19 protein-coding genes and 1 tRNA gene are annotated in these 25,032 nt (G+C 57.6%); 8 read left to right on the top strand and 12 right to left on the bottom strand.

The window, feature by feature from the left end; genetic code table 11:
- Nucleotides 1-70 precede the first annotated feature (70 nt).
- Both ACYX4K_RS13455 and ACYX4K_RS13450 read left to right on the top strand, forming a co-directional pair.
- A complete protein-coding gene (locus ACYX4K_RS13455; protein WP_475091616.1) occupies nucleotides 71-538 on the top strand; it encodes a hypothetical protein in 468 nt (155 codons plus the stop codon).
- Complete coding sequence (locus ACYX4K_RS13450) at nucleotides 517-1,956, top strand: hypothetical protein (protein WP_476178708.1); 1,440 nt, start codon at nucleotides 517-519, stop codon at nucleotides 1,954-1,956. Before ACYX4K_RS13455 ends, ACYX4K_RS13450 begins: the two co-directional genes overlap by 22 nt.
- 314 nt (nucleotides 1,957-2,270) lie before the next feature.
- Here the strand turns inward: ACYX4K_RS13450 and ACYX4K_RS13445 are convergent, their stop codons facing one another.
- The 3 genes from ACYX4K_RS13445 to ACYX4K_RS13435 are packed head-to-tail and all read right to left on the bottom strand — an operon-like array spanning nucleotide 2,271 to nucleotide 4,287.
- Nucleotides 2,271-2,432 (bottom strand): DUF1214 domain-containing protein, encoded by a 162-nt coding sequence (locus ACYX4K_RS13445; protein WP_476178826.1) that lies wholly within the window; start codon nucleotides 2,430-2,432, stop codon nucleotides 2,271-2,273.
- A complete protein-coding gene (locus tag ACYX4K_RS13440) occupies nucleotides 2,416-2,760 on the bottom strand; it encodes a hypothetical protein (RefSeq protein WP_475091618.1) in 345 nt (114 codons plus the stop codon). Before ACYX4K_RS13440 ends, ACYX4K_RS13445 begins: the two co-directional genes overlap by 17 nt.
- 33 nt (nucleotides 2,761-2,793) lie before the next feature.
- Nucleotides 2,794-4,287, bottom strand: a complete 1,494-nt coding sequence (locus ACYX4K_RS13435; protein ID WP_475091619.1) for a DUF1254 domain-containing protein — start codon at nucleotides 4,285-4,287, stop codon at nucleotides 2,794-2,796.
- Between the two features lie 256 nt (nucleotides 4,288-4,543).
- Between ACYX4K_RS13435 and ACYX4K_RS13430 the strand changes: the two genes are divergently transcribed.
- The 3 genes from ACYX4K_RS13430 (at nucleotide 4,544) to ACYX4K_RS13420 (ending at nucleotide 8,364) form a co-directional block, all read left to right on the top strand.
- The gene (locus ACYX4K_RS13430) at nucleotides 4,544-6,550 is read left to right on the top strand and encodes a bifunctional 2',3'-cyclic-nucleotide 2'-phosphodiesterase/3'-nucleotidase (protein WP_476178707.1); all 2,007 of its coding nucleotides are present in this window, start codon (nucleotides 4,544-4,546) and stop codon (nucleotides 6,548-6,550) included.
- Nucleotides 6,551-6,767: 217 nt separating this feature from the next.
- Nucleotides 6,768-7,262 carry a rhombosortase gene (gene rrtA, locus ACYX4K_RS13425; protein ID WP_475091621.1) on the top strand — a complete coding sequence of 165 codons (495 nt, stop codon included), beginning with the start codon at nucleotides 6,768-6,770 and terminating at the stop codon, nucleotides 7,260-7,262.
- A gap of 148 nt (nucleotides 7,263-7,410) precedes the next feature.
- Nucleotides 7,411-8,364: a lipid A deacylase LpxR family protein gene (locus ACYX4K_RS13420; RefSeq protein WP_475091622.1), complete on the top strand. Its 954-nt coding sequence runs from the start codon at nucleotides 7,411-7,413 to the stop codon at nucleotides 8,362-8,364.
- 38 nt (nucleotides 8,365-8,402) lie between these two features.
- Here ACYX4K_RS13420 and ACYX4K_RS13415 read toward each other — a convergent pair whose 3' ends face one another.
- Nucleotides 8,403-11,612, bottom strand: coding sequence for a DEAD/DEAH box helicase (locus ACYX4K_RS13415; protein WP_475091623.1), 3,210 nt, complete (start codon nucleotides 11,610-11,612; stop codon nucleotides 8,403-8,405).
- Nucleotides 11,613-11,754: 142 nt separating this feature from the next.
- Between ACYX4K_RS13415 and ACYX4K_RS13410 the strand changes: the two genes are divergently transcribed.
- From ACYX4K_RS13410 to ACYX4K_RS13400, 3 genes are all read left to right on the top strand, one after another.
- Nucleotides 11,755-12,546, top strand: coding sequence for an RsiV family protein (locus tag ACYX4K_RS13410; protein ID WP_475091624.1), 792 nt, complete (start codon nucleotides 11,755-11,757; stop codon nucleotides 12,544-12,546).
- Nucleotides 12,547-12,597: 51 nt separating this feature from the next.
- Nucleotides 12,598-13,827 carry an MFS transporter gene (locus ACYX4K_RS13405; protein WP_475091625.1) on the top strand — a complete coding sequence of 410 codons (1,230 nt, stop codon included), beginning with the start codon at nucleotides 12,598-12,600 and terminating at the stop codon, nucleotides 13,825-13,827.
- A gap of 187 nt (nucleotides 13,828-14,014) precedes the next feature.
- The gene (locus ACYX4K_RS13400) at nucleotides 14,015-16,039 is read left to right on the top strand and encodes a metallophosphoesterase family protein (protein ID WP_475091626.1); all 2,025 of its coding nucleotides are present in this window, start codon (nucleotides 14,015-14,017) and stop codon (nucleotides 16,037-16,039) included.
- 48 nt (nucleotides 16,040-16,087) lie between these two features.
- On the opposite strand, the gene ACYX4K_RS13395 is transcribed toward ACYX4K_RS13400, so the two are convergent.
- From ACYX4K_RS13395 to rpsU, 8 genes are all read right to left on the bottom strand, one after another.
- On the bottom strand, nucleotides 16,088-16,438 hold the full coding sequence (locus ACYX4K_RS13395) for a DUF2200 domain-containing protein (protein ID WP_475091627.1): 351 nt from the start codon (nucleotides 16,436-16,438) through the stop codon (nucleotides 16,088-16,090).
- 211 nt (nucleotides 16,439-16,649) lie between these two features.
- Nucleotides 16,650-16,726 (bottom strand) — tRNA-Ile (locus tag ACYX4K_RS13390).
- Between the two features lie 100 nt (nucleotides 16,727-16,826).
- The gene (locus ACYX4K_RS13385; protein ID WP_475091628.1) at nucleotides 16,827-18,743 is read right to left on the bottom strand and encodes an autotransporter family protein; all 1,917 of its coding nucleotides are present in this window, start codon (nucleotides 18,741-18,743) and stop codon (nucleotides 16,827-16,829) included.
- 216 nt (nucleotides 18,744-18,959) lie between these two features.
- Complete coding sequence (locus ACYX4K_RS13380; RefSeq protein WP_475091629.1) at nucleotides 18,960-19,349, bottom strand: diacylglycerol kinase; 390 nt, start codon at nucleotides 19,347-19,349, stop codon at nucleotides 18,960-18,962.
- Between the two features lie 146 nt (nucleotides 19,350-19,495).
- Nucleotides 19,496-21,373: an RNA polymerase sigma factor RpoD gene (gene rpoD / locus ACYX4K_RS13375; RefSeq protein ID WP_475091630.1), complete on the bottom strand. Its 1,878-nt coding sequence runs from the start codon at nucleotides 21,371-21,373 to the stop codon at nucleotides 19,496-19,498.
- Between the two features lie 369 nt (nucleotides 21,374-21,742).
- On the bottom strand, nucleotides 21,743-23,782 hold the full coding sequence (dnaG, locus tag ACYX4K_RS13370) for a DNA primase (protein ID WP_475091631.1): 2,040 nt from the start codon (nucleotides 23,780-23,782) through the stop codon (nucleotides 21,743-21,745).
- Nucleotides 23,783-23,792: 10 nt separating this feature from the next.
- Nucleotides 23,793-24,236 carry a GatB/YqeY domain-containing protein gene (locus ACYX4K_RS13365; protein WP_475091632.1) on the bottom strand — a complete coding sequence of 148 codons (444 nt, stop codon included), beginning with the start codon at nucleotides 24,234-24,236 and terminating at the stop codon, nucleotides 23,793-23,795.
- A 224-nt stretch (nucleotides 24,237-24,460) separates the two neighbouring features.
- Complete coding sequence (rpsU, locus tag ACYX4K_RS13360) at nucleotides 24,461-24,676, bottom strand: 30S ribosomal protein S21 (protein ID WP_043319591.1); 216 nt, start codon at nucleotides 24,674-24,676, stop codon at nucleotides 24,461-24,463.
- Between the last annotated feature and the right edge of the window lie 356 nt (nucleotides 24,677-25,032).

Raw genomic sequence — 25,032 nt, 5'->3', positions numbered from 1 at the left:
GTCCAGCTCGCCACCCGATCCTTCCCCTGACTCCGCACTGCTTTCCCCATACCAGTCTGCCGATACAGCGATGGAAGCTTTACCGCCTGTGGTTCCCCCTGCGTCAAGTCATTCCATTCTTACGGACGGATTTGTTGCGGATGGGGTTGTCGCGGACCAGTTTATTGCGCGGAAACAGAGTGCTGTAGCGCAGGACCATCTCGGCAATTATTGTGTGGAGGTGTCTACCGCCGGGTTCCCGTCCCGGGAATACCTGGTGTCTGATCGCCCCATTTATTATCCGCAGCGCAGTATGCTTGCGCAGTCTGGTGCACTTCAGGGGTGCCCGCTCTCTGCCTATTACCTCGAGTACCAGGCGAAAGGCGCACTGATGGTGTTGCGGAAAAATACCGCGAGCATCTTTCATTACCAATGTGTATTCGATGCCGCGACTTCTGAATACCAGCTGAAAAAACTTGCGGAAAACCCTGGGCTTTCCGCAAGCCTGAAGCAGTTGCTGGTGGCAGGAGCACCCTCGTGTCCGGAGAAAATAATGTGACGGGTTTTAAACGTTATTATGTTTACTGCCGCAATGGAATACGGATTCTTTTTTTATCCATCGTGTGCGGGCAGGGGATCGATGCCAGTGCTAATAGCGCACTGCCATTGCAGGCTTCCGGCGGTGAGCAGGTTGGCCGCACCCTTTGTCCAAGGACGCCACTGGATACCATTGTGTCTGTCAGCGCCGCACCGGGAGCCAGCGAGAAAGCGTTGGAAATGTCGATCGACGGGATCCAGCAGTTTATCGAGCGGGAAAATATTCGCTCCATTGATGCGCTGTTAAATTACTTTCCCGAGCATTACCGCACCAATTTTTCTCTGGTGGAGCACACCCGGGCTACCGGGCAGTCCAACCTGCAATACCCACGCATCGTTCTATTTGGCGCGGACGGACGATTCCTGTTGAACGTGGGCACAAAGCCGGACGACCCGAAGTACCACTTACTCGATGTCGCCGAGCTGCACGAGCCCAGTGGCCATTGGGAATTTTCCGTATTCGATTTTTCCGGCGACAAACCCCAATTGCAACGCAATGATACAAGCTGTGCCGAGTGCCACGGCACCGAGAACAGCCGGCCGGTGTGGGGCTCCAATATGGAATGGCCCGGGGTATTCGGCGATAACGTCGCCCGCGGCCCCCAGGGGGAGGCGCTGGACAGCCGGCACCTTGAACAGATGCGCGCAATAATTCGCGGCGACGGAAAATCCCCCCGCTTCGATTTTTTACAGTGGCGGGACGAACCGCTGCATCGGGGCGGCAAACGGCGTATTGCCCGGCATGCGTTTGGTGCGGAGCTGATACTTTCCAATATCGCCATGGGTAGCGCCACGGCCCGCGGTGCCTTTCTGCGCTTGCGCAACGGCGAGCCCTCGCAATACCAGCAACAGCGCAAGGCCCTGTTGTACACCTATTATGCTCGCAAGGGCCATGTGCCCTGGGGTCCGGAAAAGACCCGGGCCCTCGGTCTGCCACAGAGCGCGACTGCTGATCGGGCGATGGACCAACTTCTTATAAAACTGGGTGTCGATACCAGCGAGGCCTTATCACTGGCAACGCTACACGACCTGGAGTCACCGCAACCAAACTGGAGTATGGGGCGCGGCGACCTGCACGACCTGCTGGCCCTGCAGATACTCGACGATCTGATGAGGGAGGATACAAAGGTGGCCACCATTCTCCGCGACCGCGCCGTCACAGAGGGTGTGCTGGACTGCCCCGGCACCGCGAACAGCATCGCCGAGGTAGTTCAGTTCAAAATGCTGCACCTGTTCCATCTGCGTGGCGAAGCGCGCTTTCTGGTGCACGAACAGTTTTATCCGCTGGATCTGGAAGATGTGTATTCCCGCGTATTCCTGCCAGCGGCCCACCCTCTGCTCGGGTATCTCGGCGAGCAATTGAATAGCCTCTCTCAATAGCTGTGAGAGTTTTATTTGATTTTATCTATTCGCCCGCTCACTTTATTCTGCCCCTGATTCAACCAACAATCAGGGAGAAAATCATGACTGTCCAAATCAGGCGCGCACTACAGAAAGCCGATTACAACGCCGAATGCAACTACAGCGACAATTACTACGGTGATCAGGTATGTGTGCTGAAAAAGTCGTAACTTCACTGGTGACGACTCTGGTACTGAGGGCCCTTGAGGAGAAAGGGCGGCAGCGGGAAGCCGTGGTGACGTACTGAGTTGTGGACAGCACCGGAAATAATCCGGTGCTGTCTTGTTTGAGCCTTACTGTTTCGGCTCCGCTTTCATCGGGGGCAGTTCGTGGCGGTCTTCAATCATCGACTGATCCGGGCCGTAGTTACGCAGTACCGTCCAGAAAGGCCCATCGGGTGTCGGCAGCCAATTCCCCTCTTTGTCTTTCCCTGGAGGCTCATGGGAGAAATACAGGGTAAGTGAGCCGTCCGGGTTCTTCGATCGAGCCAGGCGTAGGAGTAGGACGTGTCGTTATTGGGGGTACAATATCTTTATCTTTGGGTGAAGACACCCCGAGGTGCAGCCATTTCCCGAAGGCACGATCTCCCTCAATGGCCTGCTTGTACATGGTGCGGTAGTTCATCACCAGTGGATAGGCAAGCACATAGGCGTCTTCGGCAATCTGTGCGGCCTGTTTGGCATCGGGTTTGTCTTGCGCAACCGCAGGTTTGGTGACACCAGCTGCGGTCAATAGTGCGCCGATCAGTATTGCCATTAGTGGCAAGAAGTGGGACTTGTACATTGCTATCTCCTCGTGCCAGCTAAGGTCATTGGGTCAGTCGAGACGCTCGAAATCACTTAGTTTAAAACTCTTATCGAAAAACGGTTTTTCCGGAGCGTAGAGGCGGAAGTACACAAACCAGCCGTCGTCACCGACGGTTTTCAGGTGATTGCTTTCCATCCCTTTTGGTGCGTCCGGGCCAATGTACAGATCAATACTGCCATCGCTGTTGCGCTTCAGCCCCTCGGTTCTGCTCCCCAGGCTGACATCGGAGATGTCCGCGCCGCCATTGTCGTAGGGGCGCCGGGTATTTTCGCTGTACAGGGTAACGGACCAGAACTGGCCTACGGGCACATCCTTCGGAACGTGTAGCTTGTAGTTCTTTTCCGCGCGTAGCATGCGGCCTTTGCTATCCCGCTTGGTGGTCATATACACCTGGCCTTTGCCGGGAGTGGGGTTGACCATGCCTTCGCTGCTGCCCACTGCCTCGTAGAACCAGGTCGCGCGCTCGTCCAGTTCCTGGCGGTCGGCGGTTTCCTGTTCGGTGTGGAAGTCAAAGCTCTTGTACCACTGGGTGCCCTTCCAGTAGGGCTCTGTATAGCGCGGATTTACCTGCAGATTACGGGTCATCAGCTCACCCATGGCGGCACCTCTTAACAGCGCTTGTGTCTGACGCGCATCTGGCTTGAAGGGTTTGCCTTTTTCGATCCCCAGCGGCTTCAGCATCGCCATCCAGGTTTTATCAATTTCGCGCACTGGCTCTTCGTTGACGAAGTCGGCGAGATGTTGCCAGTAGGCCATGCCGCGAGGTGCGGTGGCACTCCACTCGATATTTTTGTCCTGAATGAAGCGCGCAGTCTGCGTCGCTTTACCGACGGGCCCCATCTTGTAGTCCGCGGTAAATTTCTTGAAGTAGCCAGGATCCGGGTCGAGAACGCGAATACCGACAAAGATATTGTTGGTAGCACTCTGGAAAACGTGCACGCCATCTTTCTTGTACTTTTCCGGGGCCTCGTCCGGCCCAACAACAATGTAGGTCGCACCTTTACCCTGATCCGGACCAGTCAGCCCGAGATCGAATACCGGGCGCTGCCAGAAATCCAGCACCCCTCCCGCAGTCTGCCCGGCCGGGTAGTCGATCTGTATGGGGCCATTTTTCAGGTTGGAGAAATTGAAGATGTAGGGAGTGGTCAGGTTGGCGGTGACAATGCCGCGCTTTTCCTTTAGGGACCGGTAAACGACAAAGTCACTGGGCTGCGTCGCCCCATAGCTTTTCTTCTGGTTTTCCCGCCAGGTCATAAAGCTCACCATGGGGGTGCTCCAGATATACGCCTGGGATGCCCGCTGGTAGTCCATTTCGTCGAACAGTCGCTTGGAGGCGTCGTCATCGAAGTAGCTGTCTTGCAGCTCGATATCGCCAATCGGGGTCTCAATGGTTTCATCGCCTTTCAGAGTTGCCTTGTCCATGGGGATTTCGTCGGCGAAGCTCGGCGAGATGAGCAGTGTCATGGCTATGACCATGACAGGAGAGGGTAGCTTTACAGTCATGCTCAAACCTCGAATCTGACTGGGGATTTTCGGTTGTTACCGCAGAATTGGGGGACCGTATCGCGCAGGGGAGGTCCCCGGTAAGCGTAGAACAGAATAGCGCCAATGGCGGATAAACGACTGTAATGGAATCGTTATCAAATCTTCGTCAAGAATTCTTTTCCATCCGGCAGACTGTGGACTACGCGTCCTGCAAGAATGGCAAAAGATGAACTTCACCGCTCGATACCCGTTAGCCCCCGCTGTACTAGCCCTCTTGACGACACTTGCGCTCGGCTGCAGTGAAGACAATCACCGCTCCACGGCGTCGTTCGCGAGTGTTGAGGATAACGGAGCGGTTCAGGTGGACCTGCGCCTGATGGAAACCACCGATATCCACGCCCATGTAATGGGGTACAACTATTACCGCGACACCGAGGACCCCAAGGTGGGGTTGGTGCGCACGGCTACCCTGATAAAAAATGCGCGAGCGGAACTGGAATACCCCCAGAACAGTGCGCTGGTGGATAACGGGGATTTGATCCAGGGCAGCCCCATGGGTGACTGGCGCCAGTCCGGAGGTATCTCTGCGGGTGAGGTACACCCGATCTTCAAGGTGATGAACGCCCTGCGGTATGACGTGGCCAATTACGGTAATCACGAATTCAATTATGGGCTGGAATTTCTGGCGGAAAGTGTCAACGATGCAGACTTTCCCTATATCAGCGCCAATATCTTTGTCGATGACGGCGATAGCGATGACACCAATGACCGGTTGTATTTTGAGCCGTACAAACTGATTGAAAAAACGCTGCTGGACCGCGCGGGCAAACCACACGGTATCACCATTGGCTTTATTGGTTTCGTGCCGCCACAAATCATGCAGTGGGATAAAAACAAGCTGGAGGGTAGAGTAAAAACCCGGGATATTCGCGCTATGGCCGAGCGCTTCGTGCCGGAAATGCGAGCGCAGGGTGCGGATATTGTGGTGGCCATTCCCCATTCCGGAATCAGTACCCGGGTCTACGATGAGGCGAACCTTGAGGCGAACAGCAGCTGGCACCTGGCGGAAGTCGAGGGGATCGACGCGATCATGTTCGGCCACAGCCATCTTCTGTTTCCCTCCGAACAGTTTGCCGGGGTTGCTGAAGTCGACATCGAGACGGGCACCATAAAAGGTGTACCGGCGGTAATGCCCGGTTACTGGGGTAGCCATCTGGGGGTGATAGACCTGGTGCTGGATTACGATACCGGCTCCGAAATCTGGTCCGTCGCCGATAGTAAAGCATCCACCCCGGCAATTTTTCCTGACGGCGCGCCGGCGGTGAAAGCAGATGCGAGTCTCGAAGCTCTGGTGACGGATGATCATCAGTCCACTATCGATTATATGAACCAGGCAATCGGTGAATCCACTGCCAATATCTTCAGTTTCCTGGCGCTGGTAAAGGATGACCCAACCATTCAGATCGTGAACGATGCACAAACATGGTATGTGGAAAATCTGATCCGCGGTGACGTAAATCTACAGCATTTGCCGGTGCTCTCCGCTGCGGCGCCATTCAAGGTGTGTGACCGCGATGGTATCTGTGCGGAGGAGGGCAGCTTTACGGTGGTTCCGAAAGGGACGGTGAAAGTAAAGAATGCCGCCGACCTCTACGTTTATCCGAATACGCTGGTGGCGGTCAAAGTATCGGGGGCAGAGCTTGCCCAGTGGCTCGAGTGTGCGGCATCGCAATTCAATCAGATCGACACTGGTTCCAGCGCGCGGCAGGAGCTGGTGAATTTTACCGGGTTCCCCAGCTTCAACTTCGATGTCATTGATGGGGTAACCTACCAGATCGACGTGACGCAGCCGGCCCGTTACAGCCGTAGCTGTGTTCAGGTGAGTGATGGTGAGCGCATCGTCAACCTGCACTACCAGGGGCGGGATGTATCGGCTGAGGATCAATTTCTGGTTGCCACCAATAATTACCGCGCGGGCGGTGGCATGTTTGCCGGTACCGGGGAGGAGCACATTGTGATCGAGTCTCCAGACACCAACCGCCAGGTGCTGGCCAACTATATCCGCGCGAACAGCCCGGTTACCCCGGCCGCGGATGGCAATTGGTCCTTTGTGCCGGTGGAGGACAGCGGGAATCTTGAGATCGTATTCCGCGCTCCGGATACCGAGCGCGTAGCGCAATTCATCGCTGCACAGTTGCCGAAAGCGCGACTGCTGGACGTAAACCCGCGCGGGGAAGCGGTGTATCGGATGGATCTCAGCGCCGCTTCCGGAGAGGAATAATCGGTCTCATTTGCCTGTCGGCGGGGGAATTGCCAAGTAATGGCTTTTCACCCATAGTGCGCTCAGACCTGTAACACCACGCGAGTAACGTCTGCGCACAAGGGAGAGACCTGAGATAGACCGAGCAACCCTGGCCGGCAGTATCGGCGGCCCTGTACTGATACTGATACTCTGCGCTCTGCTGCAGTATCTGCAGTTCCTGCATCCCGACTGGTTTATGTATGACCGCGCCCTGCTGGCTTCCGGCCAGTGGTGGCGTCTGCTGTCCGGGCATCTGGTGCATACCAACCTCGCGCACCTGATGCTCAATGGCGCCGCCGTGGTGGCGCTGTGGTTTGTGTTTGGGCAGAGCGCTTTGCTTGGGCGGCGCCCGGTCGCCGCGTACCTGGGTTTGACGGCACTGTTGGCCGTATTGATCAGCCTTGGGCTGTGGATCTGCTATCCGGGTGTGGAGATCTATTACGGCCTTTCCGGGGTTCTGCACGGACTCTTCTGTTTTGGCGCACTGAGTGATCTGTATCAGCGCCGCTGGTCCGGCGCGCTGTTGTTGATTGGCTGCTGGGCGAAAGTGGCGTGGGAATTGACCGCGGGTCCCAGTGCTGCCACCGCGGAGATGATTGGTGCAGAAGTGGCGGTATCCAGCCATTTATTGGGAACAATTTTCGGTTCGCTCATTGGCGCGCTGGCCTGGCTTTGGAAAGCGCGCCAGTGAGGTGATCGCAGCCACCTGACCGGTTTATTGACCGGCGCATCTCTCTACCCGAATTTCTGGAGCTTCGCCACCGCTCTCCTAAAATCCATTCGTGAAAAAGATAACGCGAAATGGAACTTCGTTATGGTGGCAAAATTGTGCCCAATGGATGGGTGCGTTAATTCTTGCTTCCGCTGGCGCCACGGCCACTGCAGGTAGTGTTTCCCTGCAGCTGGAAAATGACTCATTTGGTCGCACAAACGACGCCGATTACACCCAGGGGTTGAGGCTTTCTTATACCGCCGACAATCCCGCCGGGTGGATTCAATCCCTGTTGCCGGACCACTATCAAAACCGCGAATTGAGTTCGCAGTTTTTTATCGGCCAGGCGATCTTTACCCCCTTCGAAATTTTCGAAACAGAGCTACTGGAATACGACCGTCCTTATGCAGGGTGGCTGTATCTCGGTGGCGCACTGCAATCCGTGGACCTGAATCCGGGGGCACCGTTTAGCGTGGCGGAGCGTTTCGAAATTTCTGCCGGTATTGTCGGCCCATCGTCCGGTGCCGAGCAGGCGCAGCGTTCCACCCACGAGCTATTACGCACCTACGATATCAGCGGCTGGGACAACCAGCTGCGCGACGAGCCGACCCTGCAATTGAGTTATGCGCGCAAGTGGGCGCATGTTCGGCCCTTCGGTGACGGCGGTTTGCAACTTGAATTGTCGGGCACTCTCGGGGGCAACCTCGGCAATGTGAATACCTCGCTGGTGTCCGGTGCCGGGGTGCGCGTCGGACGGGATCTGTTATCCAGTCTCGGTGTGAGTGCGTTGGCTCCGGTGACCTCTGGCCCGGAAAGTGGCATGCGTGCCACTGGTGGCTGGTATTTGTATTCTGATGTGCATTTCCGGCTGGTGCAGCGGGATATTTTCCTCGATGGAAACACCTTTAAGGACAGCCACAGTGTGGAGAAAGAATCCTATTTGGGTGAGTGGCAGCTAGGATTGATGGTGCCTACCGGCCGATATCGCTGGAGTGCGTACTATGCGCGGCGCTCGCGCGAGTTTGTAGAGCAATATGCGGGTGTGGACTTTTTTGGTATTGGTTTGAGCGCTTCATTTTAATGATTCGCGTCCTCTCTCCAGACGGCCATTGATGCAGATCAATGGTCTGCGGATAACAACGCGAGCAGCTCTTCCTTGTCAGTTGGTAACCCGCTATTGCCTGTTGCATCAAACAACGCATCCGCCAGTGCCTGCTTCTGTTGCTGCATCTGGTGAATGCGCTCCTCCACGGTATTTTCCGCCACCAGTTTGTACACAAACACCGGCTTCTCCTGGCCGATGCGGTGGGCGCGGTCGGTGGCCTGGTTTTCGACGGCGGGGTTCCACCAGGGGTCAACGTGGATCACTACATCGGCAGCAGTCAGGTTTAGGCCGGCACCGCCGGCCTTGAGGCTGATCAGAAAAACCCGCACTTCGCCATTCTGAAAGCTGTCGATGGCCTGCTGGCGCTTGCGGGTCTGGCCGGTGAGTTTGGTGTAATCGATTTTCTGCGCGCAGAGTTGTTCCTCGATCAGCTTCAGTACCTGGGTGAACTGGGAAAAGATGAGGATACTGCGGCCTTCTTCCAGCAATTGCGGCAGGTTCTCTTCGAGCCAGTTGAGTTTGGCGCTTTCCATGATCCCTGCGGCTTTCTCCAGTTTGACCAGGCGCGGGTCGATACAGGTCTGGCGGAGTTTCAGCAGTGCGTCGAGAAACTCGATATGGCTTTTGCCCATACCCTGGCGTTCCACCAGGTCGCGGATGCGTCTCTCCATACTGATGCGCACACTTTCATACAATGCGCGCTGTTTACTTCCCAGCTCCACATACTGAATGGCTTCTGTTTTCGGCGGCAGTTCGGCAACCACTTCCGATTTCGTACGTCGCATCATAAACGGACGTACTTTGCGCGCGAGATCCTGTTGCCGATCGTGATTACCGTGAGATTCGATCGGGGTACGATAAGTCTGCTGGAAGGTCTTGCGCCCGCCAAGCAATCCCGGCAGGACGAAATCCATCAATGACCACAGCTCTCCCAAATGATTTTCCAGTGGTGTGCCAGACAGGCACAGTCGGGTGTCGCTATTGATCTGACGTACACACTCGGCAATCTTGGTGGTGGGATTTTTGATGGCCTGCGCTTCATCCAGTACCAACAGGCTGAATTTCCGGTTGCGATAGCGCGCCTGGTCCCTCGCCAGCAGGGGGTATGTGGTGATGACGAGGTCGCAGTTTTTGATCTGATCGAATGCCCGATCCCGTTCCGGGCCGTGAATCAGGGTAGTTTTCAGCTGCGGGGTGAATTGTGCCGCTTCGTGTATCCAGTTGCCAGTGAGGCTGGTGGGCATCACTACCAGGGCGGGCTTAGTCAGTGCCCCGGTTTCTTTCATATGCTGAACAAGCGCCAGTGTCTGCAGGGTTTTCCCCAGGCCCATATCGTCCGCCAGAATTCCGCCAAAGCCGTATCGCTGCAGAAACCCCAGCCAGTTGAGACCGTCCTGCTGATAGGGTCGCAGGGTGGCGTTGAGGTGTTTGGGTACCGGCACAGCCTGCAGGCCAGAGAAATCCTGTAAGTCTTCCATCAGCTTTTGGGTGATGGGAGCGTGACGCTGATTGAGATCTTCGATCTCTGAAAACTGTGCCGCCTGGAATGCAGGCAGGCGTACGGGCTTGCCGAGCTTTTTCTCTTTTAGCAGGTCCAGAAGCAGTCCGCGAATGCTCTGCAGTGGCGTCGTGTCGACACTGATCCAGTCGCCATCGGCAATAATGCTGAGTTGCTCCGGCGCATCCTGTTCAAGCCACTGTTCAATAAGATCGACAATCGGCCACTGTTGGCCATTGGGTAGTGTCAGATCCAGGCCGAGCTCAAACCAGTTACTGTTGGTATCGGTCAGTTCTACCGAAATTTCCGCGCGGGAAATATCAAAGCGGTAGCTGGGATCTGTTTCGATCGCCCAGCCCTGTGCTCGCCATTCAGGAATCTGATCGCGCAGCAGTGCACTCCAGTGCTCAAATATCTTTTCTGGCTTGGTGGCATCCAGTACCCAGATTTCTTCCTGGCCACCGAGTTGCTCGGGGATTAAATACAGGCCTTGATCATAGATCTGATCGCAACATTGATTTTCACGCTCGCTGTCGCGGACGATATGAAAATAATCGCCACCCTGCTCCCGGGTAATCTCCTGCCCTGTATAGTCAATACTGTAGGGGGCGGCGAGAGCAAAGCCACCGTAGTCGAAGTGCAGTTTAAGCGCAGGGAGTTTGTAGTGATCAAAGTCACAGCCCACCAGTGTAATGTGCGGAGTAAAACTGTCGATACGAGTGAGCTTTGGCTCGACGGGAAGTGGAAGCTGTGGCTGTGGGATTCGCTGGCGGAGCTCAACAGACATCAGGCCAACGTCATCGGCGGAGACGGCCGGCATGTTTAGTAAGTGAATCAGCTGGCCGGTGGGCAATGGTGAGGCAATATCCCCAAGTGCCGAATTTTCCGTGTCGAGATAGCAGGGGGGACTGACCGGCAACAGTTGCCAGTTATCTGCGTCACCCGCACCGTCGAGTTGCGCCTGCAGCTGTCGGCTGCCATCGTCATTTTCGCGCCAGTGCCAGCTGAGTTCCCGCGCGGGGGCGCGGCGGATCAGTTCATCTTCAAAATAAAATCGGTTGCTGTCGAGCAGGTAGCTCAGCGCGCGTCGTCCCTCCTCACCCACTAACCCCAAGCGGCCACTGGCGTTGATGCGCGGGAGAAGCTGCAGGATGGTGACATCTTCGTCCAGCAGGTGGCTGGGACGATTCCAGCCGAGGCGGGTACTCTCCTGATTAAAGTAGCGCAGTTGGCTCCAGCTGCCATCTTTTTTCAGATAGCCCTTTTTTGTGGAAAGCTGCAGTTTTCCCTGGGTGTTCCGTTCAAGCACATAGAGCAAGTAATGCTGCCCGTGCTGCAGAGGCAGAACTTCGGTGCGCGGAGCCGCTGGCAACTGTTCAAGCCACTGTTGCCACGCCGGGAGAAGCGGCTGCCCGGGAGATTTCGGCGGTAGCGGTGCGGATTCCTGAGCCGCGTCCTCTTCCAGAAGTGCCAGTGCTGTGGCGACCGCGTGTTTGCAATTCAGGCCGACCGGACAGGAGCAGAGGCCCACAAGTCGGCCGCGATCGACATCCAGCTCCACCCGGTAAACGTAGCGGGCCGACCCTTTGACCCGCCCGTGAAATGTTTCGGTTTCTGGGTCGTAATAGGCCTCAAGTACCCGCCCCCGTGCGAAGTAGTCTTCGCCGCGGGCAAAGCTGCCTCCGTCGGCCATCTGCTGGATGTTCTTGTGGGTAAAAGTGATCAAGCCAAAGCTCCGGAGGTTCTGTGTTTTGCCGGGTCGCGCCAATCGAACCGCTCACTTTAACACGATAAAGTCGCTTGCGAGAGAGATCGTGGCTACATATGCTCTGTGCACTTTTCCTATATCAAACCAGTACGGAGAATGTATGTTGTTTGAATTCCCGCCACATAGATTGCGCGTCAGTGGCTCAGTGGTATTGGCTCTCATCCTTGCGTTCGGCCTGAGTGCCTGTGAGCGCGGGCAAGAGCAGTCTGCGGTACCCGCCAAGCTGGAATCCCAGGTGAGATCGCTGGAGATGCTCGAGCCCGACTGCACATCACCGGATAAATGTGCATCTGTGGCAATTCAGTGGGAAGCGTTTTCCGGTCAGGCGTCAATGAACGATGCGATCTATCGGCAGATGCTCACCCAGTTGCAGGGCACCGGTGAATCGCCCGATGCCCCCCTTGAGTCCCTGGAAAAGGTGGCGCAGAAGTTTCTCAATGATGCCGCCGCCGTGACCATTGCATCGGCCGCCCAGTGGCAGTTGACCGGGAACGCAAAGCAGCTGGCGCGCCGCGGCGATGTAGTGACCATTGAAATTGACAGCTATCTGTATAGCGGCGGTGCACACGGTATACCGGTCAGCCGCTGGCTGAACTGGGACCTTGCGAATGACTCGCAATTGACGCTGAACGATGTACTCGCGTCTGGCCAGGAGAGCGCCTTCTGGAAACTGGCAGAAGTTGCACACGGGCAATGGCTGGAAACCCAACAGGTCAACGAAGACTTTCTGCAGAACTGGCCGTTTAGCCGTACCGAAGACTTTCGGCTGACGGAAGATGGCCTGGTTTTGCTCTATGGGGTGTATACCCTGGGGCCCTATTCCATGGGTGAGATTGAATTGACCATCCCCGCGGCGAAACTGAAAGGGGTTGTGCGCGAGCGCTTCCAGTAACCTGAAGCGATTTTCCACGCCGCCTGCCGCACGTATATTGAGTACCTAAAAATGCAAGCTGCCAGTTCCACCCCGTACGAATCGTCACCGCTCTTAAGTGCGCGCGTTCAACGCAGCAATACCTGGCGGCTAGCCATCGCCCAGGCCCTGGCTGGGGCCAACTCGATTGTGCCCTACGCGGTAGGCGGCATTGTTGGTCATACGCTGGCACCGCTGCCAATTCTCGCCACTCTTCCGCTGACCCTTTTTGTGGTGGGGATGACGCTGTGTACCCTGCCGGCCGGTGTCATTGCCGGTCGCTATGGGCGGCGTGCGGCATTTTTGATTGGTTCCGGCGCCGGCGTCCTGGCGGGCCTGGTTGCGGTGATTGCGGTCATGATCGGTGAGGTGACCGGATTCTGGCTGTACTGCCTTTCCACCCTGTTGGGCGGCGCCTATGCGGCGGTTGTTCTTTCTTTTCGGTTTGCCGCGGCCGACGGTGTGGCGCCTGCGCGCAAGGCACAGGCGCTTTCACTGGTAATGGCCGGCGGTGTGGCGGCTGGAGTGGTGGGGCCGCAGCTGGTCAACTGGACCATGCATCTATTGCCAGAGCCCATGTTCGTCGCAACGTTTTACGCACAAGCGGGCGTCGCGGCCCTTTGCGCGGTCATTCTTCTCGGGGTGCAACTGCCGCGACCCAGCGGCCAGGTGCGCAGTGGTGGGCGCCCGCTGCGAATCATTCTGAAACAGCCGAAATTTATCGCGGCCGTTGCCTGTGGTGCTATCTCCTACACCTTGATGAATTTTCTGATGACCGCAGCCCCCCTGGCCATGCATATGCATGGGCACTCCACCGAGTCGTCAAATCTCGGCCTGCAGTGGCATGTTATTGCGATGTTCGCGCCGAGTTTTTTTACTGGAAAACTGATCGCGCGCTTCGGTGCGGAGCAGGTGATGATGGTTGGTCTGTTACTGATCGGAATTTCTGCGGCGGTCGGGCTTTTCGGGATGGATGTGTCCCATTTCTGGTGGACATTGATCTTGCTCGGGCTCGGCTGGAACTTCGGTTTTCTCGGTGCTTCGGCACTGGTGCTTCAGTGTCACGATGAAGAGGAGAAAACACGTGTCCAGTCGGCGAACGATTTTATGGTTTTCGGGCTAATGGCCGTGGGGTCCTTTGCCTCGGGAGGAATTCTGAGTGCCTTTGGCTGGAATACCGTGTTGTGGACTTCATTTCCTGTACTTGCCTTCACGCTGATTACGCTTGCCATTCTGCGTCTGCGCGAGCGTCCGGCAGGTTAATTCCGTGGCTTTCCCTAGCATAATTTTCACGGTTGAATTGTAGGAATTTGTCCAATTCGTAATGTAAAAAGTTCATCTAACAGAAGCTAAACCTTCACCTTCTCTCGCTTCAATACGGCGCGATCTTCTCGAAAGCCTGTGGTTTTTGAAAATCCAATAAATTGAAGCGAATGTAAGTGGGGGTCACTTGTTTAAATCAAATTTCATCCTGCCAGCTCTTCTGCTGGTGGTATTTACGAACCTGATGTCCGGCTGTGATTCCGGCAGCGGAAGTTCCAATACGCCAACTACCCCGGAAGAGGTCAACGAGCAACCGGAGACTGAACCCGAGACCGATGAGGAGGAGGCGGCCGCGGAAAGCACACCTCCCGCACCGGTATTTCGTATAGGTCTGTTGCCGGACACCCAGGGCGGAACCGATAGTGAAGGCCAGGCACACGTATCACTGCACCCGATGGGAGAATTGCTGAAGCACCAGCAAGCGAACGATGTGGATATGGTGCTCGCGCTCGGTGACCTCACCGATCACGGTTCTGAAGTCGAGTTCGCGGAGTGGCGCTCCATCGCCGATGCCTATGCAGAAAAAGGCATTGAGTTCCTGCCGGTGATGGGCAATCACGAAACCAGTTATGCCTATACCGTCGAGTGGATCGAGAATATGCGGGACTTCATCCCCGCGGACGCGGTGCATATGCCGGGCTACGAGTGGGTCAACTATTACGTGGTGCGTGAGAATGTTCTGGTGATCGGCCTCGCCTATTACAACCTGCCGATTGCGTTTGAATGGATCAAACAGGTGGTCTATGAACAACAGGAAAACGTGGACCACATTGTGGTCGCAAGCCACGATGGACTGATCGGCGCCAAGTATGGTCAGACCCGCGAGCAGATCGTTGAAGGTACCAAGGACGATAACTGGGTTTACCAGGTGCAGCCGCAGATTCGCGAGTTCTTTGCCGACCACGATGTGATTTATGTGCAGGGCCACGAGCACCAGTACCAGCGCTCCATCATCTCCGCCAAGACCGCACTCAACACCCTGCCTTCCAGTTCTACCCCCGCCGGTGGCAATTACCGTATGGACGTGTACACCCAAATTATCGCGGGCAATGCATCCTATAAAGGTTATGAGTTCCGCTACGGCGAGCGCGACCTGGTGCAGATGATCGTGTCCCAGAAAAACGCCACCTACTCCAGTGGTTCCGAGGCCTACGACGTAAACTCGTCCATCCTCACTTTTGAGGGCCCGCGGGTGGATTACGTATCCTACTTTGCCCCACACACGGCCAAAAGTAATGATGCGTCCTATGCCTTCGACGCAGACTGGAAACTGGGAGACCATTTCTCCCGCACTACCAATCGCTGTGAGACGGTGATCTATCCGGATGCGATTCCCGAAGGCACCCGCTCCGCGCTGGTGTTGCAGCCGGAGTACCGCACCAACGAATGTCTGGCACCCCAGGGTGGCTATGCAAAATTGATGGGCGGTCGCAACCAGACCTTCAACCGCACCGACACCCGCACCCGTGATATGGGCTTTACCCCGGGTCTGTCCCGCGCTGAAACCCTGAACGACCTGATGCGCCTAGCGTATCAGTGGTTGTACCAGTATCACGAAAACTGGACGCCAAACCTGAACAGCCCGTTGCGTGCCGCGCCGGACTACGACAATGACGAGCTGATCATTCCGGAAACCACCATTGACCTGAAGGAGCATGTCACCCTGAGCTGGCTTGCCGCCACGGATGAAACCGCATCGGACATCCTGATCGTCAGTGGCACACAGAATCAGACCGGCGTTTATCAGGACGACTACGGCGTATTGAAAGATATTCAGGCAGACAGCGGACTGCCCATGAGCCGCCCGGATGGCGGCGAGAAGCCACCGGTCACCCTGCCGGAAACCGCCAGCCAGTCGTGGGATTTGAGCACTGCAGTCTCCGACCGCTATGTACTGGACTTTACCGGTCCGGAGAGCGCGGATGAAAGTCTGATCCTGTCCATGCGCGCTGGCACCGAATGGTTGCCCCTGGCCGAGCCCATGTGTGTGGTGGAGGCTTCCTGGCAGCACAGCTTCCTCGACAGCGCACCGGAGCGTGTCGCGGGTTGTGAAGAGCAACCGCTGGTCGGTATTGACCCGGCCGCGCCAAACCAGTGGTGGGCGGTACTGCAGCAGGATGCCGAACTGGCGCTGGTTGCACGCCCCCTGTAAACCGCTTGCTGCAGCGGTAAGCGAGTGATCTGTAAATCCTGTGCCGACCTAGCGGCGCAGGATTTTTTCCATCGCCTTGCCCTTGGCGAGCTCATCAATCAGCTTGTCCAGATAGCGGATTTTTCGCATCAGTGGATCCTCCACCTCCTCTACCCGAACGCCGCATACCACGCCCTTGATCAGCGCAATATTCGGATGCATTGCAGGTGCCTCGGCGAAGAAGGTTTTGAAGTCCTTTTCCTGATCGACCTGTTGCTGCAAGCCAGCGGCGTCGTAACCGGTCAGCCAGCAGATAATCTCATCCACCTCGGCTTTTGTGTGCCCTTTCCGTTCGGCTTTCTGGATATACATGGGGTAGACCTTGGCGAAGGGCATGGAAAAGATTTTATGCTCGGTCATTGGGCTGGCCCCGCTGTGTCTTTGAATACTTTCGAGAGATAGTAATCTCAATTTGCGTGAGCGAGATAGATGGTAAGGGCGCAGGAGAGAAGGGGGAAAGTAAGAAAAAATGGTGGGCCTTCCGGGACTTGAACCCAGGGCCTGCCCGGTTTTCGGGTAGAGAGATGAGTCGGCATCCGACGGATTCGAAGTGAAAAGCTTGGGGTAAATATGGTGGGCCTTCCGGGACTTGAACCCAGGACCTGCCGATTATGAGTCGGATGCTCTAACCAACTGAGCTAAAGGCCCCCACAGGTGCTCGCAGGGACCTGCGAGCGGGATGGCAAAGTACTCGATTTTTTCCGTGAAATCAACGCTCTGGCGTGTCTCCTGCGTTGCGCCAGATTCTTCACCAGGCCCAGTTGAAGCCCAGGTTGGCGTTGCTGCCGGACCAGTTCAGGTCGTCCAGGGAGCGCTGGTAGCCCACATTCAGGAAGGCGCTGCCGTACTCGCTCTCCATTAACACCACGCCCCCGCCAATTTCTCCCCAGGTGGCCTGCCGGTCCAGGTTGGTCTGTATCTCCAGATCAAAAAGCAGTTGGTCATTGCCACCGAGGGTGTGCCAGACGTTGCCGAACAGGTAGAAGCGCAGGTTGCCATCCAGCCACTGGCTGTCCACGTTGTAACCGCGAATACCGGCGCGGAAGTTGGCCTCCGGGGTCATATCCGGCTCTACCAGGGAGATACCGTCGTCGAAGGCGCTCAGGTTGCTGTAATTGACCACAACCTGTAATTGCGGCTCAAGATTGAAGGCGTCGGTGGCCTGCCAGGTGAAGCCTTTTTCCGCGGACAGGGTGAGCTGTGGACCGGTAATGGTATCGCCAACGCCGCGGGACGATTCGCTGTCGAGCTTGAGGTAGGCCACTTTGGCGGTGAAATCGAAGTAGCCCATGTCCGGGCGGTAGTCGTTGAAGTAGTAGCCGAGATGGTGGCTGGTGAGCTGGTTGTGGCCGGCGCTGTAATCGTTGAATCCGCGGGCGAAGCCGGTTACGTCACCACTGGCGCGGGTGGAGCCCGCAAACACACCCATTTCCCGGGCGCCGCCGGTGCAGGTAGGGGCGGACCAGAGGTTGGTGCCGAGCTGGAAGCCGCTGATGTCGCCGTCAAAGCGGTTGTCGATATCGCCGCGCCAGTGGTAGTCGGCGCGCATATGATGCACGCGAATCCAGTCGTCGTTGATCCCGTCAAACCAGCTGCGCTGCTCACCGCGTCGTTTGTGGTAGCTGCCGATTTCCTGCAGGGAAGTGAGGCGCGCCAGGGATTTTGCCTGAGCATAAAGCGGGATTTCCGGGCGGTAGATACGCACCGGTGCATCGCCCGGCTGTGCCGCTAGCGTGTTGATGGCACTGACCTGGGAAGCTGGCGCCGGGCTCGCACTGCCCCTGGAAATACGGTCGGCACTGGTGAAGGCCAATACGTCGTAGGACTCTTCGATGCCTTGAGGGGCGGCGTTGTTATCGCCGGGGAGTATGGTGGAGCGCAGGTACCAGTTGTCAGCGTCTTCCGGAGAGCTGGCGCCGCGGAACAGGAAGTATTCAAAGGGGCCGGCGGACACCGAGCCGTTCATGAAAAATGCGTTATGGCTGGTGGTGGCACCGCTCAGGGCTTCTACCACAAGGATGCCGTCCTGGGTTTCGGCGCCGTGGCCGGCGAGACGATTGAATATCAGCCGGGTGTGTCCACTGGCGTGGCCGCCGTGCAGTACCAGTCGATCGGCGAGGCTGTCATCTCCTTCCGCCACCATATCCATATGGATGGTGCCGCTACCCCGGTAGTCCCCATGGATTGTCAGGCGATTGGCGGTGTTGCCGCGCATGTCGATAAACCCGTGGTTGGTCAGGGTTACCGACTGTGAATCGTACGGTGCGAGAGTGCCACTGAAGTAGGGGAGCCGCAGGGTACTGCTGCTGTCAACCTGCAGGTGGCCCGGATGGCCGCCGCTGTCACCGAGCACCAGTGGGGTGTCCAGTGTCAGTTGCGCACTACTTTGCAGCTGTATCGACTCCCAGTGCTGCAGGCGCGAGGGGTTTTCGAGGGTGACGTTGTGAAGCGTCAGGGTGTCGAACCCTTGTCCGCCGTCGATCAGCGCGCCGGCGATGCGGCTGGCGTTGTGGCTGCTGGTAAGGGTGTAGGAATCGTCACCGCTCCCCAGCACTACCTGCCCGTGGAGCAAAGGTGACAAGAGCGCACTGAAGAGGGCCAACGGGGTAATCAATGGGGTTTTGGCGCGGGCGAAGACGCCGCGGGCCAGTCGAAGAGTCGACATGCTTCCGTCCCTGAATATTATTGCTAAGCGCAGATCCGTTGCGCTCTATTGGGGATGTACCGGGTGGTACTCGGGTACCAGAAGTCTAGGCCGGAGGGGGAGTGTCTGCCGCGGGCCGCGGCAATTGGCCGCGAATATTGACGGGCATTCCTGCCTCGTCACCCGCCTGTAACCCACGTGGTGGTTACAGGCATCTGTTCATTCTCAGCGATGGATTCAGGTGAGCCAGCGGGGAAGCAGAATACAGGCCCAGGTACTTATCCACAGCAGCAGGGAAATGGATACCGCGGCGGAGCCGGTATCTTTGGCGATTTTGGACAGGGGATGTTTTTCCGGGCCGACGCGGTCCACCACCGCTTCCACGGCACTGTTCAACAGCTCGACAATCATCACCAGCATGGTGACACCAATCAGCAATGCGCGCTCGACACCAGTTTCGCCGAGCCAGATGGCGGCGGGAATCAGGAAAATGGCGAGGGAGACTTCCTGGCGGAAGGCGGCCTCGTTACGCCAGGTGGCGATCAGACCCTGGCGGGAATATTCGGTGGCATCGATCAGGCGGGAAATACCGGTTTTGCCGGGCTTATTCACAAACTGCTCTTCCATTGCTCTCTGAAAATCTCCCAATGTTTACATGAGTTTTGCGTGAGGCGCGCGTTGATTCAAGTGGCTTCATCGGTTTGTAATAATTCCGACATCCACAAAAAAGCCCGGCGAGCCGGGCTTTTTCATTATAGACCGAGTAACAAGGCTTACTCGTCGAGGAAGCTACGCAGGTGTTCGGAGCGCGAGGGGTGACGCAGCTTGCGTAACGCCTTGGCTTCGATCTGACGGATACGCTCACGGGTAACGTCGAACTGTTTGCCCACTTCCTCGAGGGTGTGGTCGGTGTTCATGTCGATACCGAAACGCATGCGCAGTACCTTGGCTTCCCGTGCGGTCAGTCCGGACAGCACGGAGCGGGTAGCATCGTGCAGGCCGGTGGACGTCGCGGTGTCGATCGGCGAAGACTGGTTCTGGTCTTCGATAAAGTCGCCCAGGTGGGAGTCTTCATCGTCACCGATCGGGGTTTCCATGGAGATCGGCTCTTTGGCGATCTTCAGGACTTTCCGTACCTTGTCTTCCGGCATCTCCATGCGCTCGCCCAACTCTTCCGGGGTCGGCTCGCGGCCCATTTCCTGCAGCATCTGGCGGCTGATCCGATTGAGCTTGTTGATGGTCTCAATCATATGCACCGGAATACGGATGGTACGCGCCTGGTCTGCGATGGAGCGGGTGATCGCCTGGCGAATCCACCAGGTGGCGTAGGTGGAGAACTTGTAACCGCGACGGTATTCGAACTTGTCCACCGCTTTCATCAGGCCGATGTTGCCTTCCTGAATCAGGTCCAGGAACTGCAGGCCGCGGTTGGTGTACTTCTTGGCGATGGAAATAACCAGACGCAGGTTGGCCTCGACCATTTCTTTCTTGGCGCGACGGGAGCGGGCCTCACCGATGGACATGCGGCGGTTGATCTCTTTGATCTGGCCGACGTCCAACTGGGCTTTGTCCTGAGCCTGCTGCAGTTTGCGCTGGGCGCGCTGGATCTCGTCGACGACCTGGCGCAGGGCGTCGGAGTAATCGCGCTTTTTCTTGATGATCGCGGGGATCCAGTCAAGATTGGTTTCGTTGCCGGGGAACTCCTTGATGAAGGTCTTGCGCGGCATACGGGCACGCTTGATGCACAGGTTCATCACCAGGCGTTCTTGCGCGCGCACGTCGTCGAGGATGCTGCGAACGGCGTTGTACAGCGGATCGAACTGGCGCGGAGCCAGTTTGAAGAAGCGGAATACGTCGCCCACGGCTTCCATGGCCTCGCCGGCCTCTTTGGAGTCGCGGCCGTGCTTCTTCACCGCGGCATCGGCTTTCTTCTGCGCGGCGATCAGTGCATTCATGCGCTCGGCCAGTTCTTCCGGATCGATACCGCCGACGTTTTCCTCTTCCTCAGAGGAATCGTCGTCATCGTCATCGTCGCCGTCGGACTCTTCGTCACTGTCCTTTTTTTCTTCGGCTTTCTTGGCTTCGGCCGCCTGGCCGGCCTGGGCACCCGGGGGCACTTCGTCGGCAGGGTCGAGCCAGCCGGCGATCACGTCGGGGATACGGCGCTCTTCTTTTTCGATCAGTGCGTATTCGTCGATGATCTGCTGAACCGCGCCCGGCCAGTAGGCGAGGGCGGCCATCAATTCACGCAGGCCTTCTTCGATACGCTTGGCGATGGCGATCTCGCCCTCGCGGGTAAGCAGTTCCACGGTACCCATTTCGCGCATATACATGCGCACGGGGTCGGTGGTGCGGCCTACATCGGATTCTACGGCGGCAAGCGCGGCGGCGGCTTCGGCGGCGGCGATTTCGTCGGCGGAGCTGTCGCCTTCGGCCATCAACAGTTCTTCGGCATCCGGTGCTTGTTCAAACACCTTGATGCCCATGTCGTTGATCATGCCGATGATGTCTTCCACCTGATCGGGATCGGAGATGTCCTCCGGCAGGTGGTCATTCACTTCCGCATAGGTGAGATAGCCCTGCTCTTTGCCGCGGGCAATCAGTTCGCGAATGCGGGAGGTGGTCTTTTGCTGCTGGGTTTTGTCGGTCATGCACAACCCTGAATTCTGGGGATTGATAATCGGGACTTTTGTCTGGGCTTTTCGTCGGACAAAGACGCGGGATTATAGCGTATTTGCGATAGCAATAACCACTGTGACTGTCAAGGCAGAAGGCGTGGTTCAGGGCGTCCGGGCGCGCTTGTCTTTGGCTTCCAGCCGCTTTGGGCGGCGGGTCAGTGTATATGGTGATGACGCCTAGGAATTCAAGGGGTAGTTTTGAATTGCTTTTGAGGCGGAGCCGCTGCCGGGTATACCTTTGTGAGACACGCCGTGAACCCGTCCCTGGGGGCTCTGCACCGCCATCCATGGCGGTGAAGGTCTCACAAAGGTATACCCGGTATCGGCACCTTCGCTTCGGCTTTAGTCTTTCTTCGGGCGAAACTGCGCCAGCAGTGCCAGTTGCTCGGCGCTCAGCTGGTTGCCGTTGGTCTTGAGCTGGTCCAGCAGGCCGCGCTTGCGCTGGCGTTCCGCCGCGATATCGAGGGTACGCAGGCAGTCGCTGAATTCGGTGTGCGGGTCGTATTCCAGCACCTGGCCCTGGCCGCCGATGATCGGGTGGCTCATGGCGAGGCGGGGCAGCAGCTCTCTGGCTTCCTTGCTTTCCAGGTTCATTAGACGGCCGAATAGCTGATTGCTATTGAGGCCGGGGTTTTTGTGCAGGACCTGCAGGATCTCGCCGAACAATTGCAGATCGGCGTCGTGGCTGTCGCCGAAGCGGCTGCTGTCGTCGATCAACTCCGCAAGCTGGGGGTGGTGGAGCAGTAGGGCGATCAGCATGCGCTCGGCGGGCAGGCGGTACTGGCCGCTGCGGCGGCGCGGCAGCGTGCTCGCGGTCGTATCGTCCGGGTAATCGGGTGGGCCCTGGTCGTATTCGTAATCGAGCGGTGGGCCGTCGTAGGCTTCCGCGGGGGGCGCTTCGTCGCCGAAAAGGGGCGGAGGCAATTCGCCAGTTGGTGCGGTTGCAGCGGCCGGCTTGGGGGCCTGCTTCTGCGCCGGTTTTGGCGCTGGCTGGGCCTGGCGGGCGAGTTCGGCACTGCGGGCTTTTTCCGCGGCGATGATTTCTTCCAGCATGTCCTGCTCGAGACCGGTACGCCGCGCCAGTTGCTGGAACATTAGCTGGCGGTAGACGCCTTTGGGCAGCAGGTCGAGCAGCGGGGCGGCGGCCTTGGACAGGCGCGCACGGCCGTCCATGGTCTGGATATTGATGCCCTCGCCCAGCAGGTCGAACAGGAAGTCCTCCAGCGGGCGGCCCTGTTCGTCGATCAGTTTGTCGAAGCGCTCGCCGCCAATCTGGCGCACCAGGGTGTCCGGATCTTCCCCTTCCGGCAGTAGCAGGAAACGCAGGCTGCGGCCGTCCTGCATATGCGGCAGTGCCGCCTCGAGGGCGCGGCGGGCGGCGGTGCGGCCGGCCTTGTCGCCGTCGAAGCAGAACACCAGTTCCTGGGTGTGGCGGAAGGCCAGCTGGATGTGGTCTTCGCCACAGGCGGTGCCTAGAGTGGCCACAGCGCAGCGGATATCGAACTGGGCCAGGGCCACCACGTCCATATAGCCTTCTACCACGATCAGCCGTTTCAGCTCGCGGTTGGCCTGGCGCGCTTCCCACAGTCCATAGAGCTCACGGCCCTTGTGGAAGATCGGGGTTTCCGGGGAGTTCAGATATTTGGGCTTGTCGTCCCCCAGCACCCGGCCGCCGAACGCGATGGTGCGCCCGCGCTGATCGCGGATCGGGAACATGATGCGGTTGCGGAAGCGGTCGTAGTGGTGGCGCTTGCCCGGTTCGACCTTTCCCCCCTCTCTCTGATTGACGGAGCCGTCGCTGTCCTGGCGGCGGATGGCGAGACCTGCCAGCTCCAGTTGTTCTGCCTTTTCCGAGCTGGTGCCCAGCTGGTTAAGCAGGTTGTCCCAGCCGGGAGGGGCAAGGCCAATGCCAAATTCCTTGCACACGGCGCCGGACAGGCCGCGGTTTTTCAGGTAGGTGATGGCCGGGGTGGAGACCTTGTGGTCCCTGAGTTTTTCCCGGTAAAAGTTGGCGGCCTTTTCGGTCAGCTGGTAGAGCGACTGGCTCTCCTGCTGGCGCTTGACCTGGCCTGCGTCGAGTTTTTCCCGCGGGACTTCCAGGCTGAGGCTGGCGGCGAGTTTTTCGACCGCTTCCGGGAAGGGCAGGCGGTCGTATTCCATGAGGAAGCCGACCGCATTGCCGCTGGCACCGCAGCCGAAGCAGTAATAGAACTGCTTGTCCGGGCTTACGGTGAAAGAGGGGGTTTTTTCGTCGTGAAATGGGCAGCAGGCGGAATAGTTTTTCCCTGTTTTGCGCAGTTTGACCCGGCTATCGACGACCGGAACTATGTCGGCGCGGGCCAACAGGTCGTCGATAAAATACTGCGGGATCTTGCCTGCCATAAAAGCTCGGTTAGAAAGAAGCTTTTACAAACTTGCTGACCGCGCCCATATCGGCACGGCCCTGAACCTGGGGTTTAACCAGTGCCATTACCTTGCCCATATCCGCCATACTGCTGGCGCCGGTCTCTTTGACCGCGGCGGTGACGATTTCCTGAATCTCGGCTTCGGACAACTGCTCCGGCAGGAAATCCTGAATCACGTCAATTTCCTGCTGCTCCACTTCCGCCAGCTCCGGACGGCCCGCCTTTTCGTACTGGGTGATGGAGTCGCGGCGCTGCTTGGTCATCTTGTCCAGCAGGGCCAGGATGCGCGCATCGTCCAGCTCGATACGCTCGTCCACCTCTACCCGCTTAACCTCCGCATTGATCAGTCGCAGAGTCGCCAGGCGCGCTTTGTCGCGGTTCTTCATGGCGTCTTTGGTGGCGGCGGAGAGGGTTTCCTTGAGTGTGCTCATCGGGTGTCGTCCGTTCTGGTTGCGGAAGTAAGAATTCGGTTTCAGGCGGCTAAGCATAGCGCCTGCAGGGGTGCTGCTGAAGTGGCAGAATTTCTGAGAGTTGCTGAAAGGGTCCCAGAAATAGAAAACGGCGCGCGAGGTAGCCTCGGGCGCCGTTTCAGATTGCGAACCGCGTTCGCGTCAGCGTGCTGTGAGCGAGAGACCGGACTTAAGCCCGGTAAAACTCAGTAGAGACGCTGGAACTTGCGGTTTTCGCGCTGCAGTTTTTTGGCGTGACGCTTAACAGCGGCAGCAGCCTTGCGCTTGCGAACGGAAGTGGGCTTCTCGTAAAACTCACGACGACGTACTTCGGAGAGTACACCGGCTTTCTCGCAGGAGCGCTTGAAGCGGCGCAGAGCGATGTCAAATGGCTCGTTGTCTTTGATGCGTACTGATGGCATTAGATTACCTGTAAAATTGTTTCTCTCGGCCAGAATCCATTGAGCATGGCTCGTGTGGAACTGGCGGGGCCTATCCGGCTAACGTTGATCTCGCAGATCAGGCCGGAGGCCGGTTCACAGCGAGGGCGCAAATTCTATACAGATGATTTGGCCTTCGCAAGCCTTGCGGACCTAAACCCGTCAATCAACTGTGACCCCGAAGATCACGTGAGTAATATGCGGGCCACAGGGCAGCGGGGTCGGTGGAAAGGCAGGTAAATATAGTCCTGATTTCCCCCGCCAGCCTGGCCGTGCGGCGGATTTCTGGTCCGTCTGAGAGTATGATAGCGCCCCCGCGACCGGGCCCGAATCGGCAA

The organism is Microbulbifer sp. ABF4_107, from assembly GCF_056312215.1.
The sequence above is the reverse complement of the archived record's forward strand: the minus strand, read 5'-3'. Positions and strand labels throughout refer to the sequence as shown.